The 16,251-nt window shown below is 67.1% G+C and carries 9 protein-coding genes and 1 pseudogene; 3 read left to right on the top strand and 7 right to left on the bottom strand.

The features are described from left to right. Positions 1 to 107: 107 nt before the first annotated feature. The 3 genes and pseudogenes from ACFWEP_RS02845 to ACFWEP_RS02835 form a co-directional block, all read right to left on the bottom strand. Positions 108 to 743 (bottom strand): annotated as a pseudogene (locus ACFWEP_RS02845) (ISKra4 family transposase); the annotation flags it as partial. 101 nt (positions 744 to 844) lie between these two features. Then, the gene (locus ACFWEP_RS02840) at positions 845 to 1,489 is read right to left on the bottom strand and encodes a DUF6461 domain-containing protein (RefSeq protein ID WP_387364491.1); all 645 of its coding nucleotides are present in this window, start codon (positions 1,487 to 1,489) and stop codon (positions 845 to 847) included. An 85-nt stretch (positions 1,490 to 1,574) separates the two neighbouring features. After that, positions 1,575 to 1,739, bottom strand: coding sequence for a hypothetical protein (locus tag ACFWEP_RS02835; RefSeq protein WP_387364488.1), 165 nt, complete (start codon positions 1,737 to 1,739; stop codon positions 1,575 to 1,577). A 406-nt stretch (positions 1,740 to 2,145) separates the two neighbouring features. Here ACFWEP_RS02835 and ACFWEP_RS02830 point away from each other — a divergent pair, with 406 nt between their 5' ends. Both ACFWEP_RS02830 and ACFWEP_RS02825 read left to right on the top strand, forming a co-directional pair. Then, entirely contained in the window at positions 2,146 to 2,631 is a 486-nt protein-coding gene (locus tag ACFWEP_RS02830; protein ID WP_387364485.1) for a winged helix-turn-helix domain-containing protein, read from the top strand. Positions 2,632 to 2,681: 50 nt separating this feature from the next. After that, positions 2,682 to 3,212: a transposase gene (locus tag ACFWEP_RS02825; RefSeq protein ID WP_387364530.1), complete on the top strand. Its 531-nt coding sequence runs from the start codon at positions 2,682 to 2,684 to the stop codon at positions 3,210 to 3,212. A 32-nt stretch (positions 3,213 to 3,244) separates the two neighbouring features. Here ACFWEP_RS02825 and ACFWEP_RS02820 read toward each other — a convergent pair whose 3' ends face one another. Both ACFWEP_RS02820 and ACFWEP_RS02815 read right to left on the bottom strand, forming a co-directional pair. Beyond that, entirely contained in the window at positions 3,245 to 3,838 is a 594-nt protein-coding gene (locus ACFWEP_RS02820; protein WP_387364482.1) for an SMI1/KNR4 family protein, read from the bottom strand. Then, a complete protein-coding gene (locus tag ACFWEP_RS02815) occupies positions 3,835 to 11,886 on the bottom strand; it encodes a LamG-like jellyroll fold domain-containing protein (RefSeq protein WP_387364479.1) in 8,052 nt (2,683 codons plus the stop codon). The genes ACFWEP_RS02820 and ACFWEP_RS02815 overlap by 4 nt, the downstream gene beginning before the upstream one ends. A gap of 120 nt (positions 11,887 to 12,006) precedes the next feature. Between ACFWEP_RS02815 and ACFWEP_RS02810 the strand changes: the two genes are divergently transcribed. Then, the gene (locus ACFWEP_RS02810) at positions 12,007 to 13,125 is read left to right on the top strand and encodes an NAD(P)-binding domain-containing protein (RefSeq protein WP_387364527.1); all 1,119 of its coding nucleotides are present in this window, start codon (positions 12,007 to 12,009) and stop codon (positions 13,123 to 13,125) included. A 44-nt stretch (positions 13,126 to 13,169) separates the two neighbouring features. Here ACFWEP_RS02810 and mltG read toward each other — a convergent pair whose 3' ends face one another. Both mltG and ACFWEP_RS02800 read right to left on the bottom strand, forming a co-directional pair. Then, positions 13,170 to 14,027, bottom strand: a complete 858-nt coding sequence (gene mltG, locus ACFWEP_RS02805; protein WP_387364476.1) for an endolytic transglycosylase MltG — start codon at positions 14,025 to 14,027, stop codon at positions 13,170 to 13,172. 218 nt (positions 14,028 to 14,245) lie between these two features. Next, the gene (locus tag ACFWEP_RS02800; protein ID WP_387364472.1) at positions 14,246 to 16,051 is read right to left on the bottom strand and encodes an ABC transporter ATP-binding protein; all 1,806 of its coding nucleotides are present in this window, start codon (positions 16,049 to 16,051) and stop codon (positions 14,246 to 14,248) included. Positions 16,052 to 16,251 lie beyond the last annotated feature (200 nt).

Here is a 16,251-nt window from a genome sequence, read left to right as displayed (position 1 = left end):
GTTGGTGACCTTCGACTCCACCAACATCCGTTAAGACAACCCCAGACTATCCGGATCGGGACGCCCTCCAAGCGCGTGCTGAGGTCAACGCCGTGCGCGTGCTGGTCGGGGTAGGTGCGCTGGTGCTCGCGGGTGTGGTGGTAGGCGAGGTCGCCGTTGGCGTGGACTGCGCGGAGTTTGAGTACGGCTTCGGCGCCGGCGAGGCCCTAGCGGGCACCGATGATGTCGAGAGGGTCGCCGATCAAGTGCCTACAGGCACCCTCGGCCCAGCCCGCGATCGGCCAGCCTTTCTCCAGCGCGGTGTCGTAGCGGAGCCGGTCGAGGTGCCGGTCAGGTAGCGCACGCAGGTGTCGATGCTCTCCTGCTTCGCGCCGGTGAGTTCTTCTTCTGCGGCCCTGGCGGTCATCTCGTCGGTGAGGGGGGCTGCGTGTCCGTGCAGGATCGCGGTGAGTTTCTCGGCGGCGAAGGTCTCCGCCGCCTCGCTCCCGACCGGGTGGAAGACGTGGGCCGCCCTCCAGACGTACTCGGCGACATGAACGAAGTCGATCAGGATGTGGATCGGCGCGGCGCCGTGCCTCGACCTCGATGGGGTCGAGCCGGTGGCGGGCGCCGTCGACGAGGACGGCCCAGGGCCGATGTCGGCCCGGGTCGCGGTCGCCGGCCTGCGTGAACGCCTCGGCGATCACGTCATCCGGGTCGTGCATCAGTGAGGCGGTGCACCACCGGCTGCTCGCCTTCGGCCCCAGGCTCGCCTTGAGAAGCCCACGTCACAGGTCTACAAAACGACTTTCCCGGGGCCCTGGATGTCTCGGAGGCGTGACCGGACCTCTCCAGATACTCGTGATCACCAAGAGGTTGGTGGCGAGGTGCGAGTGACGACGCCGGGAAGTCGCCCGCTCTCAATCTCGTGCCGCGGTAGCGATAGTCCGAAGTGATCTCCAATAACTTTCAGCACTCGGCGCTTCTCCTCGCTGGTTGGCAACTCCTCGTCGGCACCGAGTAGGTCGTCCATGGAATCCTCCGGAGGGATGACCCCGGCCTCCTCCAGCGCCGGACGCAAAAGGTCGGGCTGAGCTCCGGCAGGGTCATAGCCAGCACCCAACTCGAAGTGCAGCTGAACGACCCCGTCGGCCAGGTACCGGAAGATGGAGGGCGGGTCATCTGGTCGCGGGTCGAAGATAAGGACCTCGGTGCCACGAGACACGGCCGGATCCAGGGCCCATCCTTCGCTCCCCCCGCTCTCCACGATGAACGACCAGTCGCCGCTTCGGCCGAGACGGCCAACGCAGTAGGTCTGCGCGAGGTCGACCATCGCTGACGCTTCCGCGACGGTCATGGCGGGGGCGGCCTGGACGAGTTCGTGGTCAGCCATACGTTCGGCGAGCGCCTCAGGGCCCAGGCCCCGGGCGCAGGTGATGTACAGCTCGGTGGCGCTCACATTCGCTCCGCGCCAGGCTTCTGCAATCCATGCGAGGCCGTCGTCGGGCATGGTTATTACCCCTTTCTCTTGCAAGGCGGGGCTGGTGGGGCACGGCGTGAACCGGTGCCGTGCCCCACCAGCGGTCAGCAGCCTGTCACGCCTTGGGTACGGTGCAGGTCACGGTCGTCTTGGATGCATCGCAATGTGCGAACTGGGGGAAGTCCACCCAGTACGGGTCCTTGTCCAACAGCCGGTACTTGCCCGAGAAGCCTCCGCTGAAAGCTCCGCCCATCGAGGTGGAGTTGATCCATCCCGACATGGCTGAGCGACCGCACTTCTCCGTCCATGAGGGCGCGGCCTGGCGGACGTCGTCGTACAGGTGCCATTGACCCTGCGCGACTCGGGTGGCGTAGGTCTGCACGCAGTCGTTACCGGTATCGACTTCGTTCGTGCCACCGGGCATGCCGCCGGAGTTGTAGGTGGAGGCCTAAGCGAACTCGTCACATGACGCCTTGTCGGTCGACTGGATCTCCGGAACGGTGGTGGCGTCCAGCTGCCGTAGGTTGCCGCCCATCCGTCGGGGCAGATCGCGTTCCGGGTGGCATCCGGGTCACGGCCAGGTGCGTTCTTGTCCGCGGACGGGAGGAAGAACAGGGGCTTACTGAGATTGAACTCGTGAAGTCATAAGGGCTGACGGGGGTGTGTGCCTGCGGTATCACGGGAGGATGAGGTATCCACAGGGTGGCGGGTTGACCGCTGAACGACAGTGCAGGCGGGAGGAGTTACGGCTCCAGGCAGCCGAGCGGTTCGCTCGGGGCGAGGGCAGTACGGCGATCGCCAGGGATCTGCGGGTCAGTGTCCGATCGGTGCAGCGGTGGCGTCACACGTGGGCCGAGGGCGGCCCACGATCCCTGCGGTCGCAGGGGCTCGCGTCGCTGCCGCGACTGAGTGAGAAGCAGTTCGCTCAGCTGGAGTCGGAGCTGGCCAAGGGGCCGGCCGCGCACGGCTGGGAGGACCAACGCTGGACTCTGAACCGTGTGAAGACGGTGATCGGACGGCGCTTCCACCTCACCTACACGATTCAGGGCGTACGCAAGCTGTTGGTGCGCAACGGCTGGTCCTGCCAGGTCCCGGCCCGTCGTGCCATGGAGCGGGACGACGAGGCAGTGTCCGGGTGGGTCAAGGAGGTGTGGCCCCGCGCGGAAGGCTAGCGGCGGCCCGTGGAGCCTGGCTGGTCTTCGAGGACGAAGCCGGCTTCTCCATGACGCCGTCGCAAGCCAGGACCTGGTCCCAGCGCGGGCGGACCCCGGTGGTGCGGGTCCGCGGCCGCTCGCGCAGGCGGATATCGATCGCCGCGCTGACCTGCTACAAACCCGGCCACCGATCCCGGCTGATCTACCGGCCTCGACGGGACGACGGCAACCGTGACGGGCGCAAAAGCTTCTCCTGGCGCGACTACCGCGACCTGCTGACCGCAGCCCACCAACAACTCGGCGGACCGATCGTCCTCATCTGGGACAACCTCAACGTCCACAAAGCCGCAGACCTGAGGGAGTTCGCCGACTCCCGTGACTGGCTGACCATCCTCTACCTGCCGCCCTACGCCCCCGACCTCAATCCCGTCGAAGGCATCTGGTCCCTGCTACGTCGCGGCTGGCTCTCCAACATCGCCTTCTCCACGCCAGAACACCTCATCCGCACGCTCCGGAGCGGCCTACGGCACATCCAGTACCGCAGCAGCCTCATCGACGGCTGCCTCACCGAGACCGGCCTGACCATCAGATCTGCGTAACGACACCACGAGTTAAACCTCAGTAGCCGCTGCTATTCCTCACTCCAAGGATAAACTCCCTCTTCCGCGAGGCGCTCCTCGTCCCGGTCATGCAAAAAGCGCAATTTCGGAATTCCCACAAGCGAAGTGTCACTGATTGGGCATCTTTCGAAGCATCCCATCAGCAGCTTTGCAAGAAATTCAACCATCCCACAAAAATAAACACTCCAAGCCGCCTCGCTTCTCGAGTAGACAACAACAGGCCAGGAATCAGGGTCGCCCCGTGAGGCGATCCAGCCGAGCAAATCCGCACTATCCGTCTCCCCCCAGACAAGAATTTGATCAATTCCATATCCCTTCGCACGAACATCATCGCCTTCAGCCCATACGTGAAATGCACTTTCTTCACGCACAGCATCCGGCAAATGAGTGACTCGACGCACCATCGGATCAGAAGTTACAACAGGGATAAGGGTTGCGATACTTCCCTCGATTGTCCCGGCGCCGAATCCTCTTACGAACTCCTTGTAGTCCCGGGGGAATTCGAAGCGATAGGCGATTTCAATCTCACCCCAATCAACGTCGTCCCCTGCATCCCCCTGAAAATGAGTCAACGATTCGGACAAGATCTGAAAATAAGCGGTCACTTCAAATAACCTTCCGGAATTGTGCGACCCAAATTCTGGAACCGCTTGGTGCGCAGGCTGTACATCGCATTCGGCACTTCTTCATCAAAATACACCCCTGGCGCTCCGTCAACAAAAACACCACTGGCCTGCATCCGAAACGCATACGGCACAACCCTGTTTCCCAAATAAAGAGGAGTGACCTTATATCGCACCACCTGCTGGTCATCTATCGCGTTTTTGACCATGGTTTCATAGTGCAGCATATTCTGACTCTGACCAGGGTCTCGCAAGTCCATCCGAGTCGCATTGACCGATCGGGAGCATGTAGCCAAATTGTCATAACGCAGCCCGTCCCCACCTAGCTGCGCAGCCAGCAGATGGCAAGCGTTGCGCCAGAACTTCGCCGGCCTGTTGCCGTTGTTCGAGGCGTTGATCGCCGCCCAAGTATAGCCCGGCGGAGCTACAGCCCTCGTATTTGGTGGCGTTCCCTTATTCGCGCTAATGAAGGCGTTGTCGAGGCACGCTTCCACACCTGTTGCTCGATTCCCGTGCAATGGATCCACAGGCCCGTACTTCCTCCAACCTCCCCACGCGCTGCGGCAGTCCTTCGGGCTGTCCTCATCAAAATCGGAGTCGGGATCGATTCCGGAGGCGGGTTGTAGGGTAGGGCCCTGATCAGGCTCGTACTGGTCATGTCCGGCGAGGCCAAGCATATTCAGTGCGCCGACTACAGCCTTCCATCCGTCACTGGGCTTCCAGTCGCCAGCCTTGGGGTTCCAGTCAGGCTTCGGCGTAGGGCGGGTGGGAGCGGGTACGGGGTGCGGTCCGCTGTTAGGGTTCTGCGGAGGCAATGGGCGTGTGGCGGTCGGTGCGGAAGGTCGGGCCGCATACGTAGTGGTCCCGCCGCAGCTGTACGTGCATCGTCCGCCCGCTGAGGTCGGCTGGCCGGAGGCGCCGCCGCCGGGGCCACCGCTCTGTGGTTTCGCAGTGTGACTGGCCTCCAGTCGTCGCAGTTCCTCTTGGATGCGCCGGTTCTGACTGCTGTAATTCGTCGTGCCATATTTCTGAGAGAGGGCTTCGGAGAACCGCTCCTCGATTTGCTTGGCCGCCTTGTTCAAGGCAGACATCAGTCTCGTGCCCACAGAACTGCCGCCCGCAGCACTCTTCGAACTACTCGACTTGCTACCGCTCTTGGCGTTTCCGCCCTTGGACGGCTTCCCGCCTCTGAAGCCTCCGAACCTGCTACCCACGGGGGTGTAGGACGCCATTCCTGTCGGGACTCCGCCGCATACGCATTGCGCGCCGTGTCCGGTGGGGTCGGTGCCGTTGAGGGGGTCGGCGTTGGCGTAGAGGTAGCGGTTGGCCTGGGCGGAGGGGTCGGCGTTGAGTTGGAGGGTGTCGCGGGAGGTGAAGGTGCCGGTGCCGGGTTGGTACCAGCGGGCTGCCATGTTGACGTCGCCGGTGGTGGGGTCGGTCCATCCGGACTGGTATCCGAGGGTGGAGGTTGTGCCGTTGGTCGCGGTTGGCTGCCCGAAGGGGTCGTAGGTCGTGGAGCTGGTGACTGTCGTGCCGTCGGGTGAGAGGCCGGCGGTGACGTCGGTGTGCTGGTCGGTGAGTGCCCACTGTCTGGTGCTCCCCTTGGCTGTGGCCAGGAGGGTGCCGTCCGGGGTACGGGAGTAGGAGCTGGTGCCGTCGGAGGCGAGGTCGTTGGAGCCGCCGTCGTAGGTGAAGGTGGCTTGTTCGCTACCGCGTACGCGGTCGAGCGAGTCGTAGGCGAAGGACTCGATGCCGTCGGTGATCTTGCGTTCGAACGCGTCGAAGGTGAGCGGGCGGGTGGCCTGGGCGGGCCGGCTGGTGGAGGCGAGGGTGCCGCGCGGGGTGTAGGTGTAGGTGGTGGTGCCGTCGTTGAGGAGGCGGTTGCGGGCGTCGTACGTGGAGGCCGCGTTGCCCGCCTTGGTGCGGTTGCCAGCGTCGTCCCATTCGTAGCCGGTCGTCGTCGTGCCGCGGGTCCAGGAGGTGAGCCGGCCCGCGCGGTCGTAGCCGTAGGTGTTGTCGCCCGCTCCGGCCACTCCGGTGGTGGTCTTCTTCGTCAGCCGGTCGTCGAGGTCGTAGCCGTAGGTGGTGGCGGTGCTCTGGTTGGCTCCGGTCGCGTCGGTGACGCGGTCACCGGTGAGGCGGCCGAGGCTGTCGTAGTCGTAGGAGCGGCGGGCTGTGGCGGTCCACTGGGTCGAGCCCGCGGGCAGGGTCGCGTACTGATCGCTGGTGGGGCGGCCTGCGGCGTCGTACTCGAACCAGATGTCGTTGCCGGTGATTTCGTCCCAGAGCCAGTCGAGCCGGCCGGCGTTGTCGTAGCCGTATTCGGTGGTCCAGTTGCCGTTGGTGCGCTGGGTGAGGTTGCTGTCGGTGTCGTACGTGTAGGACGAGGTGCCGCTCGGGCCTTGGGCGGTGAGGAGTTGGCCTCGGTCGTTGTAGGTGTAGGTGTCCTGGGCCAGGGGTGAGTCGGTGCCTTGGGAGACCATGCGGTCGGCGAGGTCGTAGCCGAAAGTGCGGGTGGTGGTGGGGGCTTCGGCGCCGGTTCCGGTTTCCTGGACGAGTCGGCCCAGGGTGTCGTAGGTACGTTCCCGCTTGACTCCGCCGGGGAGAAGATCGGTCACGCCCTGCCCCACGGCGTCGTAGAGGGTGGTGAAGGTGCGGTCGGTGAGGTTCGGGTAAGTGGGGGTGGCCGGTTCTACGGTCGACTCGGGCAGGTCCCAGGGGGTGAAGCTGTAGGTGGTGGTGTTGCCGCGGCCGTCTGTGGTGCGGGTGAGGTTGTCGTTGGCGTCGTAGCCGAATCTCGTGGTGATGGAGCGTGTGTCCGTGACGAGTTCGGTCTGTTGGGTGGTACGGCCCAGGGCGTCGAGGGTGTAGGTGGTGTGGGAGCCGGAAGCGGATGTTGTCGCGGTGAGGCTGCCGTTGGCGTCGAATTCGGATCGGGCGGTGCGCAGGGCGGTGGTGCCCGTGCCGTAGTCGGTGGCGCTGGTGATGTTGCCCAGGGCGTCGTAGGTGGCGACGCTCTTGCGGTTGGTGGGGTCGTAGGTTTCGGTCGTTCTGCCGAGGCGGTCGTAGGTGAACCGGGTCACGCCGTCGGCCGGGTCGGTGATGGTGAGGGGCTGGCCTGCCGGGTTGAACGTTCCGTAGGTGGTTCCTCCGGCCGGGGTGGCCGAGGCGGTCTGGTTGTCGGCGTCGTCCCAGGTGTAGCGGCTGGTGAGGTTCTGCAGGGACGGGTAGCGGTCGATGGTGGTGGCGGTGAGCTGCCGGCCGAGCTCGTCGTAAGTGGCCTCGGTCCGTGCGCCGGTGGGTCCGGTGACGGAGAGCGGCAGTCCGGTGGGTGTCCAGGTGGACCGGGTGACGCGTCCTCCGTCGAGCGCCAGGGAGTTGCCGGACAGGATGTTGGTGTTCTGGCCGAGTTGGGCGACGGGTGTGGCGACTGCCGGGTCGGTCTGTTCGATGAGCTGACCGAGTTGGTCGTAGCCGTATCGGGTGGTGCGGTCCAGTGGGTCCTGCGTGGCGGTTACCTGGCCGAGGGCGTCGTAGGTGGTCCGCGCTACCGCGGTGATCGGGGACCCACCCGTGGGGGTGTAGGTGGGCAGGGTCACCGCGGTGGTGCGGCCGACGCGGTCGACGGTCGAGCGGGTGATGTTGCCCCGGGCGTCGCGGTTCTCGGTCGCTTCGCCGAAGGTGTTGTAGCCGGCGAGGGTCGCGGGCCTGCTGGTGGTCGGGGTGTTGCCGTTCTCGGCGACTTGGACGGGCGGGCTGATCGTCTCGACGAGCTGGCCGACGGTGTCGTAGCGGTAGTTGGTGGTGTGGGCTGCCGCGTTCGCGCCTGCGGTGTTGCCGTTGGGAGGCACGCTGGAGGTGACCAGTCCGCGCTGGTCGAAGGTGTTGGTCGTGACGTGGGTGGTGAGCCCGTCGGTGACCGTTTCCTTCTTGGGGTTGCCGGCGACGTCGTAGTCGACAGTGGTCTTCTGCGTCTTGCCTGACGCGTCGACGGCGGAGGCTTGTTCGGTGATGCGGTCGTCGTTGTCGTACGTGTAGGCGGTGGTCCGGTTGAGTCCGGCGGGGTCGAGGGTCTCGCGGATGGTGCGGGCGGTCGCGTCGACCTGGTAGTCGGTCGTGGTGGTGCCTCCGCCGACGGTCTGGCGGGTCAGGTTTCCGGCTCCGTCGTAGGTGTTGGCCTCGACCACGATGTCGTGGCGGGTGCCGTCTGCCTGGGTGACGGCCTTCGCGGTCGTCGTCGCGGGCAGACCGTCGTCGAAGTACGTGTAGACGACGGTGGCGCCCATGGCGTCGGTGGTGGAGGCTAGGCGGCCGGCGGGGTCGTAGGCGCTGGAGGTGAGGACGAGGTCGCGAGTTCCGCCGTCGGGGTGGCCGGTCCAATCCTTCAGCACCGTCTCCGCCTGGAGTCCGCGGTCGGTGTAGGAGTGGGTGTAGGTGGTGCCTCCGGCGTCGGTCTCCTGAGCGAGTCGTCCGAACGCGTCGTGTTCGAAGAGGGTGGTGCTTCCTTCGGCGTCGGTCGTGGCGTCGTTGAGGCCATGGGTGTCGTAATGGTGAGAGGTGATGCGCGCGAGGTCGCCGCCGGTGGTGTCCTCGGACTTCTCGGTGAGGACGTTGCCGTCCGCGTCGTAGAGGAAGCTGTTTTTCGTGGTGTGTGTGGCCGCGGTGATTTCGTTCTTGACTGGTGCGCCCGTCTCGCTGACGATTCGCGAGAACTTGTCGTAGGCGTATGTGGTGGTCACACCGGCGGGGACGGAGTCGGAGACCTGGGTCTCGGTGATCTTCCTGCCGAGGCCGTCGTAGGTGTACTTGGTGACCAGTCCCGAGGGGGCCTTTGTCTCGGCGACGTCACCGTTGGACAAGTAGGCGTAGGTGGTCACGGCGCCGCCCGGGGTGGTCTGCGAGGCGACCAGGCCGGGGGGCGTGGTGCCGCCACCGGCTGCTGGTTCCGTTCCGGTGGTGTAAGCCAGGTCGGTGGTCCGGCCGTCGGCGAGCGTGGTGGTGTCGGGCTGTCCGATGGCCGTGTAGGTGAGGGTGGTGCGGTACCGGTTGTCCTGCGGGCCGGTGGAGCGGGCGTCACGCACGGCCACGGGCTTGTCGTTGCGAGGGTCGAGCTCGTTGGTGGTGTTGAGGTAGTACTCCGAGAACGAGGTCCAGCAGGAGTCCGCGTCCCGGCAGGTAGTGGAGGTGACGGCGTTGCCCCGGGCGTCGTGGCCGGTGATGGTGGCATGGCCGTTGGCGTCGGTCACGGTGTGGACGAAGCCGCCGGTGTCATAGGCGTACGTCGTCTCGAAGCCTTCCGCGTCCACGTCCCGCGTGGGGCGCATGCCCCGCAGGGCGTCGTAGGTGGTGGTCGTCATCTTGCCGGCCGGGTCGGTGAGGGAAATGGAGGCCGCGAGGGCGGAAAGACCTGAGCGCTCCCGGGCCTCGTAGTGATCGGCGACCTGGTCCTCGGTCAGCGGGTGGCCGTAGAAAGCGGCTTCGTCGAGGTCACCGGTGAAGTAGTAGGTGTTGTTCGCCAGGCCCATCCAGCCGGAGGATCCGAAGCCTGCGCCGATATAGGTGTACTCCAGCGCCTGGTCGCTGATGGCACCGTTGAGTGTCCCGACGGCTGCGCCGTCAAGGTAGAGGGTCTGTGTGGTGTCGGCACCGCTGAGGACGACGTGGTGCCATTTGTTGTCGTTCACCGCGGTGGGTGAGGTGATCGGGGTCGCCCCGGTGTTGGCCGTGAGGTAGAACTCGCCGCGCAGTTTGCCGCTGCCGTCGATGTTGAGCGCGGGCCGCCAGCCGGTGGGAACCTGTCCCAGTGGTGTGTTCTGCAACCCGAGAAGGACTTCGCTGGTCTTTGACGTGCGGAACCACAACTCGACCGAGAGACTGGTGTCCCCGCTCAGCATGCTGCTCGTCACGCGAGCTGCGCCGCTTCCCGAAAGGCTGGCGGCAGTTCCGTCGCCGGTTCCGAAGATGCCGGTGGCACCAAGGGCTGTATTCGTGTATGTACCGTTGCTGCTGGTTGCAGCCACATCGCTGCGTACGGTGGTGCCGGTGGTTTCGTCGAAGCGCCAGTACGCCGCCGGTGCGTCGCCGGTGACTTCGCCCCGGTAGTGCGGGCCGTCTCCGGCAACGAGGGCGTTGCGCGCGCGGTAGTGCGCGGCAATCGTGGTGGCGGTGAGTGACTTGTTGTAGATCGCGGGCTCGTCGATTTGGCCGTTGAAGTAGGAGGTCGACGCTGCCGCGATCCCAGTCCAGCTGGCGCTGGCGTAGCCCGCACCGAGGTAGGCGTAGTCCAGGCCCGACCTCGTGAGCGCGCCACTGCGGCTGCCCATGGAGACGCCGTCGAGGAAGAGGGTCTGTGTGGACCCGGATCCGGTGAGGGCGACATGGTGCCACTCGTTGTCGGTGACGGTCGCACTCGAAGTGATGGGTTGCGCGGCTCCGCCGGCTGCGAGGCGGAGATGGCCACGCAGCTTGCCGTCTTCGCCGATGTTCAGCACAGAGTGATAGAGCGTGGGATTTTCCCCGAGAGGTGCGTTCTGCAGTCCCAGCAGGACGCCCGGCTTCGCGGTCCGGAACCACATTTCCACGGTGGTCGCCGTAGCTGACGAGGGGAGGTCACCAGGCAGCTCCACGTAGGACTCGGTCGTCCCGTCGAACGTCACGGCGGTGTTGTCGCCGTCGGCGAAGGCTCCGACCGATCCGAGCTCTGCACTGTCTGCGTACGAAGCGTCCGTTCCTGTATCGATGGCGCTGGCGGCGGTGGCTCCGCTGCGTTCGCCAAGTCTCCAGTAGCCCTCCGGTCCGGAGGCCCTGACCGCGTCGGCGTAGCTCACTGAGCCTGCCGAGTACGTGGGGTTGGAGACTTTCCACGTTCCGCCGTTGGCGTCGGTGTAGTCGGTGAGGCGGCCGCTGCTCTGGTCGTAGGAGGCGGTGGCGTGGAGCCGGCCCGAGGGGAGGGTGGACTTCGTCATTCTTCCGACTGCGGCGCGGGCGGCGTAGTGCGCGGCGACGGTGGCGTCATCGAGGGGGTGGTGGTAGAGGGCAGCCTCGTCGAGTTGGCCGGTGAAGTAGCGCAGACCTGCGTCAATGCCGTCCCATGTCGCACTCGAATAGCCTGCCCCCAGGTAGGCATAGCTCTTGTCGTAGTGGTTGATGGGGCCGCTGACGGTCCCGACCTTGGTGCCGTCGAGATAGAGAGACTGCGTGGTACCGGCTCCGCTGAGGACTGCGTAGTGCCACTTGTCGTCCGTGACCGTCGCCGTGGAAGTCATGGCTGTCACGCCCTGGCCGGTGACTTCGAACTGTCCGCGCAGCTTTCCGTCGGCGGTTATGGCCAACGGGCTGTAGTGGGCGGGCTTGCCCTCGTCGAGCCGTCCTTCCTGGAAGCCCACGAGGACGCCCGGCTTGGTTGTCTTGAACCACAGTTCGACCGCGAGGAAAGTAGACGCGTCGATCTGTCCGTCGGGAAGTTCGACGTAGGAGTCCGTTCCGTCGAAGCCGGCTGCCGGATCGGTGGTGCCACTGAGCGCGGACGGCTGCCCGAGCACCACGTCACGGTGGATCCCGTCGTTCAGACCTGTCCGGGACGGAGCCTCGCTCGCGGCGACGGACCCCTCCTGCTCTCCCAGCCGCCAGTACGACACCGGTCCTGCGTCCAGAACCATCGACGGGTAGAGCGACCCGTCCTCGTAGGTGTACGAGGAGCATTCCGTGGCCGAATCGGGCGAGCAGACCTTCGTCAGCTGATTTCCCGTGTACGAGTAAGTCCACGTCAGACCCGGCGTGCCGGACGTCTCGGCGCTGGTCGTCACCTGTGAGACCCGGCCACCGGACCAGGTGAACTTCAGCGACCGCCCTGACAGTTGATCTGTCACGACGTCGAGGAGCCCCGTCGAGCCGTAGGTGAGAGTCTGCTTGCGCCCGGCTCCGTCGACGATCGAGGCAAGCCTGCCACCAGTCACGAAGTGGTAGGTCGTCGCCGAGCTGTCCCGCAGTACCCAGGAGGTGCGTGGTGAAGGAATCAGGCATGGCGCCATCTTCCACCCCGGGGCTGCTGGACGCCCCACGGTGATCGGCAGCCGCGGCGGACGATCGCCCGGCCCGGGAAGAAGAGTCGCACCTCCGGAGTTGGTAGAAACGTGAACGATTCCGGGACGGTGCGGGCGATGGACGTGGTGGTGATCGGCGCGGGTCAGGCCGGGCTGGCCGCCGCCCACCACTTGGCGCGGGTCGGCTTGGAGCCGGACCGCGACTTCGTCGTGCTCGACCACGCACCGCGTCCGGGGGGCGCCTGGCAGTTTCGCTGGCCCTCACTGACGTACGGCAAGGTGCACGGAATGCACGCGCTGCCGGGCATGGAACTGACCGGCGCCGATCCCGATCGGCCCTCCTCCGAAGTAATCGGCGCGTACTTCCACGCGTACGAGAACCGCTTCGGGCTCAGGGTGCACCGCCCGGTGGACGTCAGGGCGGTCCGGGAAGCGGCGGGGGCGGGCAGCGGGGGGCGGCTGCTGGTAGAGACGTCCGAGGGGACGTACGCGACACGGGCCCTGATCAACGCGACCGGCACCTGGGACCGGCCGTTCTGGCCGCGCTATCCGGGGCAGGAGACGTTCCTCGGGCGGCAGCTCCACACCTCCGGCTACCCAGGGCCGGGCGAGTTCGCCGGGCTGCGGGTGGTGGTGATCGGCGGCGGGGCTTCCGGTACGCAGCATCTGATGGAGATCGCCGATGTCGCGGCGGCCACGTACTGGGTGACCCGGCGCGAGCCTGTCTTCCACGAGGGCCCGTTCGGGCCTGAACAAGGCCGTGCCGCCGTCGCGTTGGTCGAGGAACGGGTGCGTCGAGGGCTGGCGCCCCAGAGTGTGGTGAGTGTGACCGGCCTGCCGCTCAACGATGCCGTCCGCGACGCGCGGGCGCGCGGGATTCTCGACCGGCTTCCGATGTTCGACCGCATCACCCCGACGGGAGTGGCCTGGGACGACGAGCGGATCACCGACGTCGACGCCGACGTGATCCTCTGGGCGACCGGTTTCCGGCCCGCCGTCGACCACTTGGCACCGCTGGGACTGCGGGAGCCCGGCGGCGGCATCCGGGTGGAGAACACGCGGGCGGTACGGGACGGGCGCGTCCACCTCGTGGGCTACGGCCCCTCCGCCAGCACCATCGGTGCCAACCGCGCCGGGCGCACCGCGGTGCGTTCGGTCGTGCGGCTCCTGACGGAGCACGCAGAGAATGTCGCCCCGGCGCCCTTCGTTGCGGGCACTGCCGCCTGAGCCGGCCTGCCCCTTCCTGAGCCCTCGACGGGCTGCCTCGGCCGTCATCCGGCGGTTGCGGCGCTCTCCCGGTTCCGGTTGAACTCGACGACGTTCCGCTGATGCGCCGCGTAGCTCTCGCTGAAGCGGGTGTCCCCCGGTCCGACCGTCACGAAATACAGCCACGGGCCCGGGGCGGGACCGATGGCGGCCCGCATCGCTTGTTCGCCGGGGTTGCCGATGGGGGTGGGCGGGAGCCCTTTGCTCCGGTAGGTGTTGTACGGGCTGTCGATCCGGGTGTCCTCGGTGGTGGTGTCCAGCGTGGAGCGCCCCAGGGCGTAGTTGAGCGTCGAGTCCATCTGCAGGGGCATGTCCCGGCGTAGGCGGTTGTAGACGACCCGGCCCACTTTCCCCATGTCGGAGGCGGTGTCCGCCTCCGCCTGGATGACGCTGGCGAGCGTCACCGCCTGGTAGGCGGAGATGTCGTTGTGGGGCGCTCCGGCAGCGATCCGGTCGTTCCCGAAGCGCTGGGACGCCGTGGCCACCATGTAGCGGAGCAGACTCCGTGGGGTCGTGTCGGAGCGGATGGGATAGGTGGCCGGGAAGAGGTAACCCTCCGGATTGCCGTGAGCGGCAGCCGGCAGCGGCAGTCGCGCCCCGGGCACCGCCTTCTCGGTGGTGCCCGGCTGAAGCCCGAGAGCGCGGTCGACAGCCGCGTAGATCTGGCCCGCCCGCCATCCCTCGGGGATCACCAGGGAGGTGGTCTCCTCGGCGCCCGCCTCCGGACCGTCCTTGAGAACCAGCAAGGGGGCCGCAACCGTGGCGGCGGCCACGAGCGCGCCCCCCAGGAGCAACATCGCCTTGCCCCGCCGAGTGGGGCGCAGTCTCCGGCGGTACCGAAAAGTACCGGGCTCGTTCACCATGCGGGCACGATAACCGTACAAATGCCTCGGTTCGGTGGCATCGGCGCTCGACACCCGGTAACCCTGCGGCCGGGTGACGGGCGGCCGCAATCCGGGACGGCCGAAACCCCGCCGGCGACCCGTGCCCAGGAAAGCCGGAACCCCGCACGCCTGGACCCCGGGACCGCCTGGATCCCAGGACCGCCCGGACCCCGGGCGGTCGGACCCGGTCCGGACGGTCAGCCCGCCGCGGGTGCCAGTCGGGTGTCACGGCGAATGAGGGCGGCGTAGCGGCCGTCCCGCGCGAGGAGTTCCTCGTGCGTGCCCCGCTCGACGGTCCGGCCGCCCTCCAGTACGACGATCTGATCCGCGTCGCGGATGGTGGAGAGGCGGTGCGCGATGGTGAGCGTGGTGCGGCCGGCCGAAAGAGCGTCGATCGCCTCCTGGACGGCGTGCTCCGTACGGGTGTCGAGGGCGCTGGTCGCCTCGTCGAGCACCAGGATCGGAGGGTCGCGCAGGATGGTACGGGCGATGGCGAGGCGCTGTTTCTCGCCGCCGGAGAAGCGGTAGCCGCGCTCGCCGACGAGGGTGTCGTAGCCGTCGGGGAGGGAGGCGATGTGGTCGTGGATCTGCGCGGCACGCGCCGCCGCCTCGATCTCCTGGTCCGTGGCGTCGGGTTTGGCGAAGCGGAGGTTCTCGGCGACGGAGGCGTGGAAGAGGTAGGTCTCCTGCGAGACCACGCCGACTGCTCTCGCGAGGGAGTCGAAGTCGAGGTCCCGTACGTCGACGCCGTCGATCGTCACCCGGCCGGCGGTGACGTCGTACAGCCGGGGCACGAGGTAGCTCAGGGTGGATTTGCCGGATCCGGTGGGGCCGACCACGGCGAGGCTGCTGCCTGCGGGCACCTTCACGTCGATGCCGTCGAGGGTGGGCCCGCTCTTCTCGTCGTAGCCGAAGTCGACATGCTCGAAGGCGACCTCGCCGCGGATGCGTTCCAGCCGTACGGCGTTCGCGGGCTCCGTGATGTCGACCTTCAGGTCCAGGTACTCGAAGATGCGCTGGAAGAGCGCGAGGGACGTCTGCATCTGGACGCCCGTGGCGAGCAGGCTCACGGCGGGCCGGAAGAGTCCCTGCTGCAGCGAGACGAAGGCGACGAGCGTGCCGATGGAGACGGCCGTGCTGCCGGAGCGCAGGGTCAGGCCGGCCGCCCAGTAGATGACGGCGGGCATGGCGGCCATGACGATGCCGATGGTCGACATACGCCAGCGTCCCGCCATGTTGGAGCGGACCTCGAGGTCGACCAGCTGTTCCGACTCCTCCGCGAAGCCCTTGATCAGCGAGTCCGAACGGCCCATCGTGCGGCCGAGCAGGATGCCGCTGACGGAGAGGGATTCGGTGACGGTCGCCGCCATCGCGGCCATCTGGCGCTGCCGCTGGGTGGTGATCTTCTTCCGCTCGCGTCCGACGCGGCGGCTGATCCAGACGAAGACGGGCAGCAGGAGCAGCGAGACGAGGGTGAGCCGCCAGTCGAGCGCGATCATCGCGACGACTGTGGCGACGACGGCGGTCAGGTTCGAGACCAGGGACGTGGCGGTGGAGGTGACCGTCGCCTGCATCCCGCCGATGTCGTTGGCGATGCGGGACTGCACCTCGCCGGTACGCGTCCTGGTGAAGAACGCCAGGGGCATGCGCTGGAGCTGGGTGTAGACGCCGGTGCGCAGGTCGTGCATGACGCGTTGGCCGACCGTGGTCGAGATCAGGGTCTGGAGGACGCCGAAGACACTGTTCATCACGGCGGTGGCGATCATCCCGAGCGCCAGCAGGGTGAGCAGGCCGGTGCGCCCCTGCGGTATGGCGGTGTCGAGGATCTCGCGGAGCAGGAAGGGGGAGGCGACCGACACCAGCGAGGAGGCGCCGACCAGCAGCCCGACCAGTGCGAGACGGCCTCGGTAGGGGCGGAAGAGGCGGAGGATGCGGCCCACCTCGGCGGGCGGCTGCGTGCCGTCCTTGGGCGGGGGTGTCCAGGTGGGTTCGTCGGGTTTCATGGGCTCCTTCACGGGGGTGCGGCGGTACGGAGGGAGGGGCGGGCGCGCAGAGGGGCGGGCAGACCCGCGCGGCGTGGCCCGGCGGGGGCGGGGGCGGGCGGACCGACCCTGTGGAGCAAGGCGAATGGTCGTCCCGGGTCCAGGTAGGGCCGGGCGTGCGGGCGAGCGGGACGGCCGCGGGTGAAGCAGCGATCCGAACC

The organism is Streptomyces sp. NPDC060198 (assembly GCF_042728415.1).
Classification (GTDB): domain Bacteria; phylum Actinomycetota; class Actinomycetes; order Streptomycetales; family Streptomycetaceae; genus Streptomyces.
Note: the sequence above shows the minus strand (reverse complement) of the source record. Positions and strands in the feature narration are given on the sequence as shown.